Origin of the sequence: Aerococcus urinae (assembly GCF_001543175.1) — a bacterium.
GTDB classification, from domain to species: domain Bacteria; phylum Bacillota; class Bacilli; order Lactobacillales; family Aerococcaceae; genus Aerococcus; species Aerococcus urinae.
Genome location: NZ_CP014161.1, coordinates 1,723,140 through 1,738,218 on the forward strand (window position 1 = coordinate 1,723,140; position 15,079 = coordinate 1,738,218).

Here is a 15,079-nt window from a genome sequence, read left to right on the forward strand (position 1 = left end):
GCTTATGGTATTTTCTTCCAGCGATTCAAGCCTTTTGCGGCGACCTCACATCCTTATTTACATTTCAAGATGCTTTCTTTGAACCATTCTTTGAAGCGGGCGGTGTCGATGGTGGTGGGGACGACGCAGTTAACGGGGCGGTCAGTTTTATGGTCGAGGTCGACGACGGTTTGTCCGTAAGTCAGTGGACTAGCGAGTTCGACTTCGACATTACATTCGACTTCTTCAAACATTTCGGGTTCCAAGAGGTAGGCGATGGCGGTTGGGTCGTACATTTCCCATTCTTGGTTCTTTTGAGCTGACCGGTAGTGTTGGAGCATAGAATGGATCATTTTCCCGGTTTCGGTTTTTTCCGCTAATTCCGCAGCCTCTTTTAAGCCAATGGTGGCATTGTAACCAATATCCAATCCTACCATGACGGTTTTTACCGAGGATTGGAGCACCATTTGGGCAGCTTCAGGGTCAGTTCCGATGTTGAACTCATCCATAACGTGCTTGTTGCCCCGGGTGAAAGACCCACCCATGATGATAATCTCTTCGATCTTGTCTTTAACTTCTGGATACATGGTCAAGAGCAGGGCCACATTGGTTTGGGGGCCAACTGCCACGATGGTGATTTTTTCATCACTTTCCATTAAAACCTTGCGCATGGCTAGAACCGCATGTTCTTCTAAAAGTTGGCTCTTGTCGGGTTCTGGAAAGTCGTAACCGTCCATGCCAGATTCGCCGTGGACTTCAGATGCATCGGTAAATTCGGTCAAGAGCGGGCCGCGGTTTCCGGCAGCGACTGGAATATCTTTTTCAAAGAAATTGACTAATTTTAAGGCGTTGGTGGAGGTCTTTTCTAAGGCCACGTTCCCACCCACAGCAGTAATCAATTCCACTTGGACCTGGTCAGAATTTAAAAGAATAGCGGTCGCAATCGCGTCATCAATGCCTGGGTCTGTATCAAAAATAACTTTTCTTACCATGAAAAAATTCCTCCTTGTAAATACTCAGTAACTTTTTTATCTAATTTCATTATAATCGCTTGGTCTTCGTCCTTTGATGTGACTGTCGCACTCTAGTTGAGCTCGGAAGGGTGAGGGGATATCCTTTCAGAAAAGTTGAACGATCAACAAGTTGAGTTCGGTTGCCAGTCTTGAAGTCACTTCAAAAAATTCCAACGCACAGTTCCCTGTGCTTATGGTATTTTTCTCCAGTGATTCAAGACTTTAATGGCGCCCTCACATCCTTATAGCTGATCTTATCATCTTTTCTTCCAAGGAATCTCCCTCCCTGATACTTCCTCACATCCTTATCCCTAGAACAAGAATCCAACAATGGTCGCAGTAACCATGGAAGCGAGGGTGGAGACGAGGACGATCTTGAGAGAATATTTGGCGACCACGTTTCCTTGGTGGGCGTCGATGGCTTTGACCCCGCCGATGACCATGCCTAGGGTCCCAAAGTTAGAGAAGCTCATGCAGTAGGTTCCCATAATGGCAGCGGTCTTTTCACTCAAGCCTTCTAAACCGGAGAGCGAAGTCATAGCCACGACTTCGTTAGCCAAGACTTTTTGGGCCATAACTGAACCGGCTTGGACAATGTCTTCTTTAGGAACGCCCATTAAGAAGGCGAATGGGGAGAAGACATAGCCGACTAATTCGGTAAAGGAAATATTGATGAGACCTTCAAAGAGGCTGTTCAACATGGAAATTAAGGCCACAAAACCAATCAGCATAACAGCCACAATCACGGCGGTGTTCCAACCGGTTACCATATAGTCACTGAGCATGGAGAAGAAGGGTTCTTTTTCCTTTTCCCCTTGAGCTTCCTCAGCTTGGTCGTCTTCAATGCCTTCCCGTTCATGGTAGGCCTGGGTTCCTTTGGCAATCTCTTCCTTGTCATCATAGGGGTTGACAATGACTGAAACTGCTAAGGCTGACAGGAGTTGCATAAGAACACCGACCACCACGTATTGGGGTTTGACTAATTTCATATAGGCCGCCAGCATGGAGACCGTCACCACTGACATAGGAATCACAGCCAGGGTAAATAATTGCTTCTCGCTGGCCCGTCTAACTTGGTCAACCACCGATAAATAGTTAGTCGGCGTCCCAAAGACGGTAGAGGCAATGGGGAAGTAAGACTCCAGTTCCCCGGCCCCGGTCAGTTTGTTGATGCCAAAACCAACCCATTTCACCACAAAGGGCAAAACGCCCAGCCAGTTTAAAACCCCGATCAAGGCGGTAATAAAGACTAGGGGCGCTAGAACGTGGAGGAAAAAGACAAAACCGTCAGCGGTCAATTGAATTCCGCCAAAGACGAAGTTAACCCCTTCAATCCCTTGGGCCATCAACCAGTCCATCCCACTGGCAATCCCGTTCAGGATAGTTAAACCCAGGCTGGTCCGGAAGAGGATCAAAGCCAAGACCACTTCTGCCACTAACATAATCGCAACATTTTTATATTTAATGTTTTTCCGGTCAAAAGACAGAAAATAACATAAGCCAAAAATGACCAGTAGACCCACAAGGCCTTGTACAATACTCATTGAATCACTTACCTTTCCAAAGCTTAAAAGCTTATCCATTTACCTAGAAAAGAAAGTCGACCGCCCCCTTTTGGCTTAAATCAGGAATTAAAAACGCTTTCACCCATATTTTACCCAAATTTTCGAAATAATGCTATAATCTCTAAATAATTTTTAAATCATCGCCTGTAAAGGCAAATCGATAACGCTTTCAGGTAGAATAGAAAGAGATTGACAGCGCCAGCGAGTTTAAAAAGCTCCCTGGCGCCTAGAGAGGAAGGAAAGTCCCATGGCATTTAGTCCTGCATTTTTACAATTACTGGCCGAAAAATTTCCCAACAAGGCTGCCGCATCCACGGAAATGATTAACTTAGAAGCAATTATGTCCCTCCCCAAGGGCACCGAGCACTTTATGACCGACCTACACGGCGAATTCGATGCCGTTAACCATGTCCTCCGCAACGGCTCGGGGAATATCAAGGAAAAGATCAATGAAATCTTTGGCGACCGCCTATCCACCAAGCGCCGGGCTGAACTGGCTACCATTATCTACTACCCGGAAGAAAAACTTCGCGCCCTGACTAAGGAAATGGACTCCCAGGCTGAAATCGATGAGTTCTACACCCTGACGACTAGCCGGCTGGTGGAATTGACCCAATTTGTGGTCTCTAAGTATACCCGGTCCAAGGTCCACAAGGCCATGAACCCGGATATGGCCTATATCATGGACGAGTTGATCTTCAAGGACTCTATCCTCTCCAACAAGGAACACTACTATAAACGTATCATCCAATCGGTCATTGACCTGGATGAAGCCCCCCGACTGATCACCTGCCTGGCGGAATTAATCCGGGAACTGGTCGTCGACCACCTCCACATCTTAGGTGACATCTACGACCGCGGACCCGCTCCCGACCGGATACTCGATCTCTTAATGGAGAAGAATTCCCTGGACATTGAATGGGGCAACCACGACATGATCTGGATGGGCGCCGCTTCTGGCTCCAAGGCCTTAATCGCCAATGTGGTCCGGATCCAAGCCCGCTATGATAACCTCTCTGTGATCGAACATGCCTATGGGATCCCGCTCCGGCCCTTGGTCAATTTAGCTGATACGGTTTTCCGGGAGGCCGACCTGACTGGCTTCATGCCTAAATTAGCCGATGACCATGACTACCACCATGATGAGGTGGAACAATTAGCCCGCATGCAGCTAGCCATGGCCATTATCCAGTTCAAGTTAGAGGCCCAGGTCATCCGCCGCCACCCTGAATTCGGCTGTGACAACCGCCTGCTCTTGGATAAGATCGACTACCAAGCCGGGACCATTCACTGGCAGGGCAAGACCTATCCTTTAGTCAATACTTCTTTCCCCACCGTGGACCCGGATGATCCCTATGCCCTGACTGAAGAAGAGGACGCGGTCATGGAAGCCCTCCAAGCCGCCTTTTTGGATAGCCAACGCCTACAAAAGCACGTGGCCTTCTTGATTAATAAGGGGTCCATGTATAAGATTTATAACAATAATCTCATGTTCCACGGCTGTATCCCCATGAACGAGGACGGCAGCTTTATGGCAGCCACTATTGATGGGCAAACCCTGGCTGGCCAAGACCTCTTGGATAAGTTCGACCAGGTGGTCCGGCGCATGTATGCCAAACGCCAAAGTGATGAAAGTAAAAACCCCGACCTGGATTTTGCCTGGTATCTCTGGCAGGGCGAAGGGTCTGCCCTCTTTGGAAAGAAACAAATGGCCACCTTTGAACGTTACTTTATCGCAGACAAGGAGACCCACCAAGAACACCGCAATGTCTACTACTCCTGGCGGGAAGACATCGACTTTATCCGCCGGGTCTTAGAAGAGTTTGGCATCGATCCCGACAAGGGCCATATCATTAACGGCCATACCCCCATTAAGGCCAAGGACGGAGAAAATGCTATTAAGGCAGAGGGCAAGATGATTGTGATCGACGGCGGTTTTGCCCGGGCCTACCAAAAAACGACCGGACTGGGGGGCTTTACCCTGCTCTATAACTCCTATGGCATGCAGCTGGTCGCCCACCATCCCTTCCATGGTAAAGAAGACGCTATTAAATACGAAACCGATATCGAATCCACCCGCCGCGTGGTCGACAAGGAGTTGGAACGGATCTCAGTCAGAGAAACGGATATCGGTAAGCAGCTCACTTGCCAGGTCCAAGCCCTCAAAGCCCTGATTGAAGCCTACCAAGCTGGGCTGATTGGGGAGGAAGTGCATTAGGCGAGTGTCATTACTTCATGACTAGGAGGTCATTCATTTGGAAGTTCAAGTTAGACAAGTTGGGAATTCATTAGTTCTTCCCCTACCTAACAACGATAAGCTTAGCGTGGGAATGAAATTTTCGGTTGCATGTCACAATAGTGGCGCCATTGTCTACACCCCAGTCAAAGAGAACCTCTTTGAAAACCCAGCTATCTTAAAATATGCTGACGACTATAGACAAAATGAACTTTTACTAGAAGAGGATATCGAATAAAATTTTTTGCGACAAGAAAAGGACTAGGTGTCAATTCCTAGTCCTTTTTAATGTGTACAGTTTATGCAGAATGTGTTTTAATCACACTCTATCCAAACCTGCTCCAGTCACAGGACGAACGTCCATTTCAAAAACTGCCAACGCTCAGGCTAGTTGAGTTCGTACGCCAGCCTTGAAGTTGCTTCAGAAAATTCAAGTCTTTGACGGCGTTCTCACATCCTTATAGCTGAGCTTATGACAGTTTTCTCCAATTGCTATAGCTGTTCGAAGCGTTAGCGAGTTACAGATATAGTATGCGTAGCGTTTTCGTCCTCTAGTGTGACTGTCGCACTCTTAGATACTTGGCATGTTTTTCAGAGCTTCGCGAGCTTCTTCGACGATGGAGTCGATGATTTCTTTGACAGGGCGAATTTCGGTGATGTTGCCGGCTACTTGACCGATGGTTACGATCCCGTTTTCGGTGTCGCCTTTGGTGATAGCGGTTAGTAACATTTGAAGGTTGGATTTTTCGAATTCATCACGGGTAGAGCCGTTGTCGATTTCTTCTTGGAGTTTAGCGACCATGTCATTTTGGATTAAACGCACAGGGGCGCCGATGGAACGACCGACAACAACAGTATCGGTTAAACCACAGTTAACGATGGCTTCCTTGTAACCTTGAGCGATTGGAGCTTCTTCACTGGCGCAGAAGACGGTCCCTAATTGCACCCCTTCACCACCTAAAGCAAAGGCTGCAGCTAAACCATGACCGTCAGAAATCCCACCAGCAATGATCACTGGAATGTCAACGGCTGCGATAACTGCACGGGCTAAAGGCATGGTGGTCACTTCACCCACGTGGCCACCCGCTTCGGTCCCTTCACAGACCACGGCATCGGCACCAGCGTCTTCCATTTTCTTGGCTTGACGGGCATTAGCGACAACAGGAACGACTTTGATGCCCGCTTCATGTAAAGGTGCGATTAATGGCGCAGCATTCCCAGCACCGGTCGTTACCACTTTAATGCCTTCGTCAATAATCACTTCCATGATTTCTTCGGTGTTGTGAGACATTAACATTAAGTTAACAGCAAAGGTTTTGTCAGTAATTTCGCGGACAGTTTTAATTTGTTCACGTAACCAGTCCCCTTTACGGCCAGCGGTAGCAATCACTCCTAAACCGCCTGCTTCAGAAACAGCGCCAGCTAAGGGCGCTTCAGCGACCCCTGCCATGGAACCTTGGAAAATCGGATAGTCAATATTTAATAATTCACAAACTCGGTTCATGCAATCTCTCCTTTTTAAGATTTTTAGTCAACAATTTTATACTGTAAAAGAAATAGTTCTAACAATTCTATTATGTGCTTATATTCACAACATGTAAAATAGTAAGTTTAGAGTTCTGGGATAACTATATTGTTATGGAAGAGATATAAGAACGCCCACTGCGATCGATGACAATAATTCCCCCCTGATTTAAAAGCGAATGAGCACAAGGTTCGCAATCCTAGCTTAGTCATGCTAGGATAAAAATGTAGTCGTAAAAAGACAAGCTGTCCGTCAGTGGCACTCGATTAATCACACTGACGCAGAAAGACCAATAAGGAGGAAACAAACTTATGGCAAAAATTGCAAGTATTATGACCGACCTCTTCGAAGATTCTGAATACACCTCACCAAAAGAAGCGCTCGAAGCGGCAGGTCATCAAGTGGTTCCTGTCGGTTTAGAAAAAGGCGCTACTGTCACTGGTAAAAGTGATGGCACCGAAGTCGAAATTGAAGTTGGAATTGACAACGCTAAGGGCGAAGACTTCGACGCTTTACTGATCCCTGGTGGTTATTCTCCCGATAAGATCCGTAAGTATGAAGACGTTCTAAACTTCGTGCGTCACTTCGCTTACAAGCATAAACCCATCTTCACCATCTGCCACGGCCCACAACTCTTAGTCAACGCCGATGTCCTCCACGGTAAAGACATCACTGCGGTGGCCCAAGTTGCCGTTGACGTGAAGAATGCCGGGGCTAATTACTTTGATGAAGAAGTGGTGATCGACTCCTCTGGTATCATTTCCAGCCGGACCCCAGATGACCTTCCTGCCTTCAACAAAGCCATTGTTGACGCTTTAAAATAGAATAAAAAATAACCAGCGCCTGCCACAGCTTATTTGAGCTTGGGGGCGCTGGTTTTGGTTTGAATTTTCATTCAAATTTATCAATAAGTAAAAGTCCACTCATAAACAAAGATGAGTGGACTTTTTGAATTCTCTTAGTGAATCGTTACTTTGGTACCAATGGTAATTTCTGGAAGTGCTTTTTCTTCCACATAGATAGTTCCAGCCAAATCAGCATCGCTTGAATTGTCGAAACGAACAGAAATGTGGCCTAAGTCAGTAAGGTTCTTCTCTACGACGCTACCAACAGCAGTGATTTTATAGTCTTGGTCATCAAAGGAGATGGTTTGCCCTGCTTCAATAGTTCCTTGGATAGGATTAACGTCGATATTATAGCAATAATCAGCTAAGTCAGCAGGGGCGTCTTCTCCAAAGAGGATGATCATGTTTTCACTTTTAAATAATTCAGCATCGGCACCAATATTTTTTACTTCTGTTTGATAAATAGTCATCGTAGATTTCCTTTCTGTACTTTTGTTTTTATGAGCGCATTTCTTCTTTGATTAGCTATAGAGACCAATACTTGCTAACCATGCCACTAAGACACGGGGCACACCGTTTAGGAAACGGGAATAAAGGATAGCAGGCACGCCGACTTCAACAGTTTCAGAGGAAGCTTCTGCTAAACCTAAACCAACCGGAATGAAGTCACAACCGTTTTGGGTATTGATGGCAAAGAGAGCAGGTAGAGCCAATTGTGGTGGAATATTTCCCTTACCAATTTCTACCCCGATTAGGGTCCCAACAATCTGGCTAATAACTGCGCCAGGCCCGAGTAATGGGGATAAGAATGGGAGGGAGCAGACAAAACCAATAACCACTAAACCAATTCCATTCCCAGCTAGTGGGGTTAGGGCCCGGGCGATCCAGTCACCAACCCCTGAGCCTTGGATAAGTCCAATGAGTAAGGAAACAAAGGCCATGAAAGGAATCACGGTATGTAACATGGTTTCAATCGCTTCCCGGGCGGATTGGTTGAAGACGGCAACAATTTTACCAGCGCCCATCCCGATTTTAGCGATAAAACTAGGATTTTCAGTTTGTTCGGTAATCTTCTTAGAGGTGTCGTAACCAGCCTTTTCACTACTGTCTTCAGCTTGGTCATCTGCTTGGCTAGCCGCTACCGTACTTACTGGTTCTTGGCTACCATCTGCCAGGCCAATTTGGTTAACGCCAACATTAGAAACATAGATATCTTCGGTAATATATTGGGCTAAGGGACCAGACTTCCCAGTAGCGATAATATTAACGGTAGGAATCCCCTTCTTAGGATAGATCCCGCAACGGAGGGTCCCTCCACAGTCAATAATCGCTAAGGCAATTTCTTCATCAGGGATGGAGGTTTTAAAACCGTTCACCGCCTCCATACCGGAAAGTTCTTCAATACGATCCACAATAGCTGGGCGCTCACCGCCACCCACCACATAAATGAATTTGTGTTTTTCTTCGGTTGGGGTAATGACTAGGGGGCCACCAAAGCCGCCTGACCCTTTTACAATTTTTATGCTTTTGTATTCACTCATGATAATTCTCCTTAATCAATGTTCCCGTCAACGGTTTTTGAAAGGGTAATTCCTTGTTGTTTACATACCCGCGCGGTGATAAAGTCTGTGACCCAACCACCAACAAAGTTCATCACTAACCCCACTAAGAGGTAGCGAATGGCCAGTTCCATTTGGTTAAGGCCTAAAGCTTCAATCCCTTGGGCGATCCCTAACCAAACGAATAATTCACCTGGGTTAATATGAGGGAAGACCCCGTTGGAGGTATGGCAGAATTGCATTTGTGCGGCAATATAACCGGGTTTATAGAATTCAGGCAGGAAACGTCCCATGGTCATTGACATGGGGTTCCCTAACATAAAGGCAGACACAAAGGGTAGGATCATGTAACGGGTAAAGACATTCTTAGAAGCCACCCGGGCTAAGCTGGTTACCCGTTCTTCCCCTAAGAGATTAATAATAGCGTTCATGGCAACCATTAACATTAATACCAGGGGAACAATGGATCCCATCCAGGCAATGAAGTTATCGGCACCGGTTTGGAAGAGGTTCATGAACCCTTCCGCAAATTTAACAATATATTCCATTTTTTATCCACGTCCTTTAACTTTATTTGACAGTGTGTATTTCATCTGTGTGGCAAAATTGCCTAATTGTTTGAAGGTGGATTGCGGTTTTTCTTCCTTATAGTCACCGATTTCCACCCGAATGTAGACTTCGCGGGCGTCTTCCATGGCAATTTGGGTTAATTTATTTTCTTTCTGTACCAGGGGATGCTTGCGATCGATCAAATAGAGATCTTGACCAATATATTGGGGGAGGCGCTTGAATTTCGCTAATACCGTGACTCCCTGCATCTTATAGGCATCAAGGATTCTAGCTTGGTCATTGACAGCAAACATCACGATAGTACCTTGGCGAAGCTTGCCAGACCGTCTCCCGATGGCGACTTTGCCTTGTTTACGCAGGTCTTGATAAACTTGGTTAAAGTGTTTGATTTGCAGGAAACCAAGAAAGGCTTGGCCCAAGTAGGCCAGTAAGGCCATCCCACCAAATACGATCATAAAGCTCACAATGCGTCATCTCCTTGTAAAATATCTTGAATCTCTTCCAAAGAATGCGTAGTTTTTAATAAGGCCTTTAAGTCTTGGTTATTGGCCACCGCAAAAATCGCTTCATAGATATTAATCAGTAACTCATCCATGACTTGGTTGGTCTGACTGGGAATTCCTAAGAGAAAGACCAGGTCAATGGGTCGGCCCTTTTCTTTGATATCAGCTTCAACTTGCCCGATGAATAGGATGATTTGATCAAAATCTTCAACCACCGTATGGGGCATAGCTATTCCTTGGTCAAAAACTTTATCACTAATGGCTTCCCGGTCAAAAATCGCTTGTTGAAATTCAGCCGAAACTCCGGTCTCTTCAATGACTTTGTCCGTCATGACTTGGAGCAAATCTTCGTAACTTTCCCCTTGGTCTAAAGTAAGAAAGTCCAAGTAAACCAACTGGGAAAAGAGAGGATTATGCCGTTGGACACTATTCCATTGCGACCGGATATAAGACTCATCGAATAAATTATCCAGTTGAATAATAGGCCGTTTGATCCTGGTCTTGTCTAAAGGAATAGTAGTGAAGATGGCAAAGTATTGACTAGGGTCTTCCTGGTTAAATTCCCCTTCTGAGAAAGTGGATAACTCTAAACTGGTCCCTAAGATGCGCTGAATCTGCAGCTTAATCAAACGGGCTGTGCCCTTACCGGTGTGACAAACGATAGCAATTTTTTGACTTTTCAAACTCACTTGTCGGCTAATAACCAACTCGAAATAAAGACTGAGATAAGACAGCTCAATGCCTGGTACCTCACGGTCTAAGACTTCTTCTAAGACCTGGCCAGTAATCTCTGCCAGAGTGAAGGATAGTGGGTATTGTTTTTGGACCTCATGGAAAAAGAGATCCTCACTATTAACCCGGAATAACAAGCGACGAATAAGAAAAATTAAATGATTACGCATAGCTTGGTATAACTTTTCCTGGTCAAATTCAATGGCTAAGTCACGTTGAATGGCTTGGAGGACTTCTTGGTAAACATGGTCAACAAAGGCTGAGTTAAAGCTCTCCGGTACAATGTCTTCCTTATTGTAAATATTAAACGGATAGGCCAGGTACTGGTATTCATAATGACTTAGGGTGAGGTTGAAATAATCTTCAATTTCAGCAATAAAGACTTCATAGTCCTCTTGTCCTTGTAAGAAGTTCTGGTAGTGAAGTATCTCACTCGTCAAACCGTGCCCTTGACGGACACGGAGTAGAGTGACATAAACAACTTTTAAGAGTAAATCTTTGGTGAAATTGGTCATATTAAAATTAGGGGCCAAATTCAACAAATGCGTCTTATCTTTGATAGTGAATTGATCTTCCTTGAAGTAAGAAAGAACGATATTGACATAGGCCGTGCGGATATCGAGCTCATCCCCTTCCAGAGTCAAACCCTTATTGGGGGTGCCCACAATGGTGAGGTGATAATCCGTTAACTCTTGACGAAGGTGACTGATATCATTATTCACCGTCCCGCGACTAACCGTGGTCACTTCAGTAAGGTCATCGATAATCACAGCCTCTTGGTCTTCAATCAGCTGTTTAAGAATATAGGCTTGCCGTTTATTGGAAGAATTAAAGTCAGTATCTTGGCGAAATTTTCCTGCTAGAATTTTCTTGAAAGCAGCAAAATCTTTAATGGTCAAGTGATAGACCTTGTCTTCTAAAGTAATGCTGGCAATGCCTCCCAGCTCCTGGTTGAGGAGTTGGATATTCTTTTTGAGGGTTTGGCGACTTGTCTTCAGCCCCGCTTCAAACTCCGCTTGTGAAATCTTGGGGTGCATATATAAATTATTTAAAATTTCATACCAACGATCAACAAGTGCCATAACACCACTCCTTAACTAGCCTCTTGTCTTGCCTCCCGCAACGTTGATGGTTACTCCGGTAATATAGGAAGAATGGTTAGATACTAAGTAAGCGACCACATCGGCCACTTCACTTAATTTACCGCTGCGGCCTAAAGGAATTGTGGTGGTCTTTGAATACCCGGCACGTAAATCATCGACCGTAATGCCACGGGTATAAGATAGGGATTCTTCATAAGCTAGGGTTCTTAGACCAGTTTCTTCTAAAATCCCAGGAGCCACACCAACCACACGCACATTGTGTTTGCCTAATTCCTTAGACCAAGAGCGGGTAAATGAGTAAACAGCTGCTTTTGTTGCTGCGTAAGGGCTTTGACCTTCGGAACCTTCTAGTCCTGATTCAGAACCCATATTGATGATTACGCCTTCGCCTTTATCTACTAAGATCCGACCCACCGCTTGGGCAACCAAGAAGACACCTTTTTGATTGATTGCTACCATTTTATCAAATGTTGCGTCATCCAGTTCATATTTTCCGTTAGGGTCTTTAGGATCCACTAATAAACGAGGTACGTTAATCCCAGCATTATTGACCACAGCATCCACAGTCCCAAAGTGGTCCACCACTTTTTGAACACTGGCTTCCACATTTTCTCGTGAAGAGACGTCGGTTTTCACAAAGAGTAAGTTATCATGTTCGACATGGTTGTCAGAAATATCAAAGTTGGCTACCTTACAGCCATCATTTAATAGTTCTTCCACTACGGCAGCCCCAATTCCTGAAGATGCCCCTGTAACAATAACTACCTTACCTTCAATACCTAACCAATTTTCCATAATCGATTCACCTCTCTAAATTTTTTGTTCTTTTCTTTACACTTAGTATTGTATCGGTAAGCGCTGTCAAAATTAATACAAGGTTTTTTCGCTCGATAAAAAAAGTCTTTGACTAATCCTTTTCATAAAAGCGCTGATATAAAAAGAACTAGCAGTCTTTTCACGTACTGCTAACTCCGCAAGCAATGCATAAAAAAATGCCATACTCTTTTGAAGTATGACATTGACTAATGAAAGCTAATATTAAAATCATTCAACCAAGAACTAAAAGGTGTGCCAATAGAGAGCCTAAGGTCTTCATCAATACAAAGTATTTCTACCTCTTAGTTTTTCAAAAAGTCTTTTATTGCTTTTAAGGAAGGGTAAACGCCGATTAAGTAATCTTCATTTACATGATCAAATTCACCATTTCTTAAAGGAATTTCTGGCACGTAAAAAGTAGGGATTTTCGCCCGCGTGCTAGCTAATAAACCGTTCAACGAATCCTCGATAACCACTGCTTCCTGGCTACTTACTTGGAAATGCTCCAGAACTTTAAGAAAAATATCTGGCTGTGGTTTACCATATTCAATTTGATTACCATATATTACAAAATCGAAATGAGGCATTAACCCACTAATTTCTAAGATATCTTCTCCGCGATCGATAGGAGAAGAAGTAGCTACGGCTAGTGATAAGCCATTAGCTTGTAAGTATTCTAGCAATTCAAAAGCTCCCACTTTTAAATCAATTTTACCCTGGCTAATAACTTCTTTAAAATAAGCGTTCCGCTTTTCTCTTGCTTCCTGTGCTAAGCTTTCGTCTCCACCTAAAATATCTTGAATTAAACGATTATTATGTTTTCGGGTTCCTCCACGCATTTTTTCAAGCATTTCTTGACTAATAGTAGCATTATAATCTTTTAATACGGTTCGCCAGCCTGCTTGGTAAATCTTTTCCGTATCCACTAGAGTGCCATCTAAGTCAAAGATCACTACTTTGATTTGGCTAAGGTCATTCTTCATATTGCTAATCCCTAAACAAAACTATCCCGGTCATGAACAGCGGTCCAATCGGCAGAAAAATCGCTGACCGCTTTTTCAATATTGGCGTTTTCAACAAACTTATCCACAACATCATCCCCAACCGTAATGTATTGAGCTCCGGCTTCTAAAGCACTAGTCACCTGATTAATATTCTTAAAGGAAGCGGCAATGATTTCGGTGTCGCTGTTGGTCCGCGCTAATTGATAGGAAACAGAGGAAATCACTTCATAAGGATCGGTATCTAAGTTAAGCATACGGTTCACGTAAGGAGCCAAGAAATCAGCGCCTAATTCAGCCGCCAACAAGGCTTGAATTTTAGAATAGATGCCAGTGGCGGTAATACGAACCCCTTCTGCCTTTAAGGTTTTAATAGCCCGCAAACCTTCCTTATTCACTGGGATTTTAACACATACTCGGTCATTGACTGCTTCTAAGATGGCGTGAGCGTCCTTAACAATCCCTTCATAGTCCTTAGCCACTACTTGGACATGGAGGTCTTTGTCTAACCCAATCACTTCTTGAATGGCATTTAAACGCTCGACCACATCAATGTCGCCAGCTTTTTTCAGGATGCTAGGGTTGGTGGTAACCCCCTCTACCGGTAAATAAGTCACATAATCCTTGATTTTGTCTAAATTAGCGGTATCCAATACCAACTTCATTAGAATCATCCTTTCTTCTAATATTAAACGAATAAACAATCGTTTTTCTTTTTCTACTACCTCTAGTTTACTAGAAATATTAGAAATGTCAGCGCTTTTATAAAACTAATGAGTGCTTTTTCTTATTAGTAACTACTTTAATTTTCAACATAAAGGTTCACATATAAAAAGCACCAAATCTGTGGAGACTATTACAGTATTTAGTGCTTTATTGGTCATAACAAGTAAATAATCATTAATCTATTTTCCTATAATCGCATACATTTCATCCGCCTTTTCTTTATAGGATCTAGGATCTTCATTAAACAAGGCAGATGTCCCTAAAACATAGAGATCGACAGCATAATCTTGCATTTTTGCCATGGTAACCGGGTTAATATTACCATCCACTTCGACCAAGGGACGATTCTCATTGGTAAAATTCTCCTCAAAGTATTGGGTCAATTGGTCGAGTTTCTCTAGAACATCCTCTCTAAAGGCTTGACCGGCAAAACCCGGCTTCACTGTCATCATTAGAACTAAATCCACTTGATTTAGATAAGGAAGGATCGTTAATAAGGGAGTATCCGGGCTAATAGCAATCCCCGCACCGATCCCTTCATCCTGAATCAATTGAATGACAGCATTTGGATCTTCAGCTGCTTCAACATGGAAAGTAATATAATCAGGCCGACAAGGGGCAAACATTTTAACGTATTTTTCAGGGTTCTTTACCGCCATATGGATATCTACAGTAAAATCCGGCATCTTACCAAAATACTCCACTTCATAAGGTCCCATCGCTAAGTTATCGACAAATTGTCCATCCATGACATCACAATGTAGCCAGTTAATTCCCGCTTCCTTTAGCTCGTCAAGTTCTTTGGCTAAATGTAACTGATCAGCAGTCATAATCGAACATACTAGTTGTTTATTCTTTTTCACAGTGTCACCCCAAACTATTTCATAATAAAAAAAGCAGGCACAA

General features: G+C 44.0%; 15 protein-coding genes. 3 read left to right on the forward strand and 12 right to left on the reverse strand.

The window, feature by feature from the left end:
* Positions 1 to 53: 53 nt before the first annotated feature.
* Together rihC and AWM73_RS07845 are read right to left on the reverse strand one after the other, a co-directional pair.
* Positions 54 to 971: a ribonucleoside hydrolase RihC gene (gene rihC, locus AWM73_RS07840; protein ID WP_060778820.1), complete on the reverse strand. Its 918-nt coding sequence runs from the start codon at positions 969 to 971 to the stop codon at positions 54 to 56.
* Positions 972 to 1,303: 332 nt separating this feature from the next.
* On the reverse strand, positions 1,304 to 2,536 hold the full coding sequence (locus AWM73_RS07845; protein ID WP_076340271.1) for a NupC/NupG family nucleoside CNT transporter: 1,233 nt from the start codon (positions 2,534 to 2,536) through the stop codon (positions 1,304 to 1,306).
* Between the two features lie 268 nt (positions 2,537 to 2,804).
* Here AWM73_RS07845 and AWM73_RS07850 point away from each other — a divergent pair, with 268 nt between their 5' ends.
* Positions 2,805 to 4,775: a fructose-bisphosphatase class III gene (locus AWM73_RS07850; RefSeq protein WP_060778822.1), complete on the forward strand. Its 1,971-nt coding sequence runs from the start codon at positions 2,805 to 2,807 to the stop codon at positions 4,773 to 4,775.
* Between the two features lie 37 nt (positions 4,776 to 4,812).
* Positions 4,813 to 5,031: a hypothetical protein gene (locus AWM73_RS07855; RefSeq protein ID WP_060778823.1), complete on the forward strand. Its 219-nt coding sequence runs from the start codon at positions 4,813 to 4,815 to the stop codon at positions 5,029 to 5,031.
* Between the two features lie 333 nt (positions 5,032 to 5,364).
* Here AWM73_RS07855 and AWM73_RS07860 read toward each other — a convergent pair whose 3' ends face one another.
* A complete protein-coding gene (locus AWM73_RS07860) occupies positions 5,365 to 6,297 on the reverse strand; it encodes an NAD(P)H-dependent flavin oxidoreductase (RefSeq protein WP_060778824.1) in 933 nt (310 codons plus the stop codon).
* Between the two features lie 332 nt (positions 6,298 to 6,629).
* Here AWM73_RS07860 and AWM73_RS07865 point away from each other — a divergent pair, with 332 nt between their 5' ends.
* Positions 6,630 to 7,142 carry a type 1 glutamine amidotransferase domain-containing protein gene (locus tag AWM73_RS07865; RefSeq protein WP_060778825.1) on the forward strand — a complete coding sequence of 171 codons (513 nt, stop codon included), beginning with the start codon at positions 6,630 to 6,632 and terminating at the stop codon, positions 7,140 to 7,142.
* 134 nt (positions 7,143 to 7,276) lie between these two features.
* Here the strand turns inward: AWM73_RS07865 and AWM73_RS07870 are convergent, their stop codons facing one another.
* The 9 genes from AWM73_RS07870 to AWM73_RS07910 all read right to left on the reverse strand — a co-directional run bounded on the left by AWM73_RS07870 (position 7,277) and on the right by AWM73_RS07910 (position 15,036).
* On the reverse strand, positions 7,277 to 7,633 hold the full coding sequence (locus AWM73_RS07870; RefSeq protein ID WP_060778826.1) for a PTS glucitol/sorbitol transporter subunit IIA: 357 nt from the start codon (positions 7,631 to 7,633) through the stop codon (positions 7,277 to 7,279).
* Between the two features lie 51 nt (positions 7,634 to 7,684).
* Entirely contained in the window at positions 7,685 to 8,704 is a 1,020-nt protein-coding gene (gene srlE, locus AWM73_RS07875) for a PTS glucitol/sorbitol transporter subunit IIB (protein WP_060778827.1), read from the reverse strand.
* 11 nt (positions 8,705 to 8,715) lie between these two features.
* Positions 8,716 to 9,270, reverse strand: a complete 555-nt coding sequence (gene srlA, locus AWM73_RS07880; RefSeq protein WP_060778828.1) for a PTS glucitol/sorbitol transporter subunit IIC — start codon at positions 9,268 to 9,270, stop codon at positions 8,716 to 8,718.
* Positions 9,271 to 9,273: 3 nt separating this feature from the next.
* Positions 9,274 to 9,756 carry a transcriptional regulator GutM gene (locus AWM73_RS07885; RefSeq protein ID WP_060778829.1) on the reverse strand — a complete coding sequence of 161 codons (483 nt, stop codon included), beginning with the start codon at positions 9,754 to 9,756 and terminating at the stop codon, positions 9,274 to 9,276.
* A complete protein-coding gene (locus tag AWM73_RS07890) occupies positions 9,753 to 11,609 on the reverse strand; it encodes a BglG family transcription antiterminator (RefSeq protein WP_060778830.1) in 1,857 nt (618 codons plus the stop codon). Before AWM73_RS07890 ends, AWM73_RS07885 begins: the two co-directional genes overlap by 4 nt.
* A 15-nt stretch (positions 11,610 to 11,624) precedes the next feature.
* Positions 11,625 to 12,425, reverse strand: a complete 801-nt coding sequence (locus AWM73_RS07895) for an SDR family oxidoreductase (RefSeq protein ID WP_060778831.1) — start codon at positions 12,423 to 12,425, stop codon at positions 11,625 to 11,627.
* Between the two features lie 323 nt (positions 12,426 to 12,748).
* Positions 12,749 to 13,429 (reverse strand): HAD family hydrolase, encoded by a 681-nt coding sequence (locus AWM73_RS07900; protein ID WP_060778832.1) that lies wholly within the window; start codon positions 13,427 to 13,429, stop codon positions 12,749 to 12,751.
* Between the two features lie 11 nt (positions 13,430 to 13,440).
* Positions 13,441 to 14,112 carry a fructose-6-phosphate aldolase gene (locus AWM73_RS07905; protein WP_060778833.1) on the reverse strand — a complete coding sequence of 224 codons (672 nt, stop codon included), beginning with the start codon at positions 14,110 to 14,112 and terminating at the stop codon, positions 13,441 to 13,443.
* Between the two features lie 240 nt (positions 14,113 to 14,352).
* Complete coding sequence (locus AWM73_RS07910; protein ID WP_076340231.1) at positions 14,353 to 15,036, reverse strand: ribulose-phosphate 3-epimerase; 684 nt, start codon at positions 15,034 to 15,036, stop codon at positions 14,353 to 14,355.
* Positions 15,037 to 15,079 lie beyond the last annotated feature (43 nt).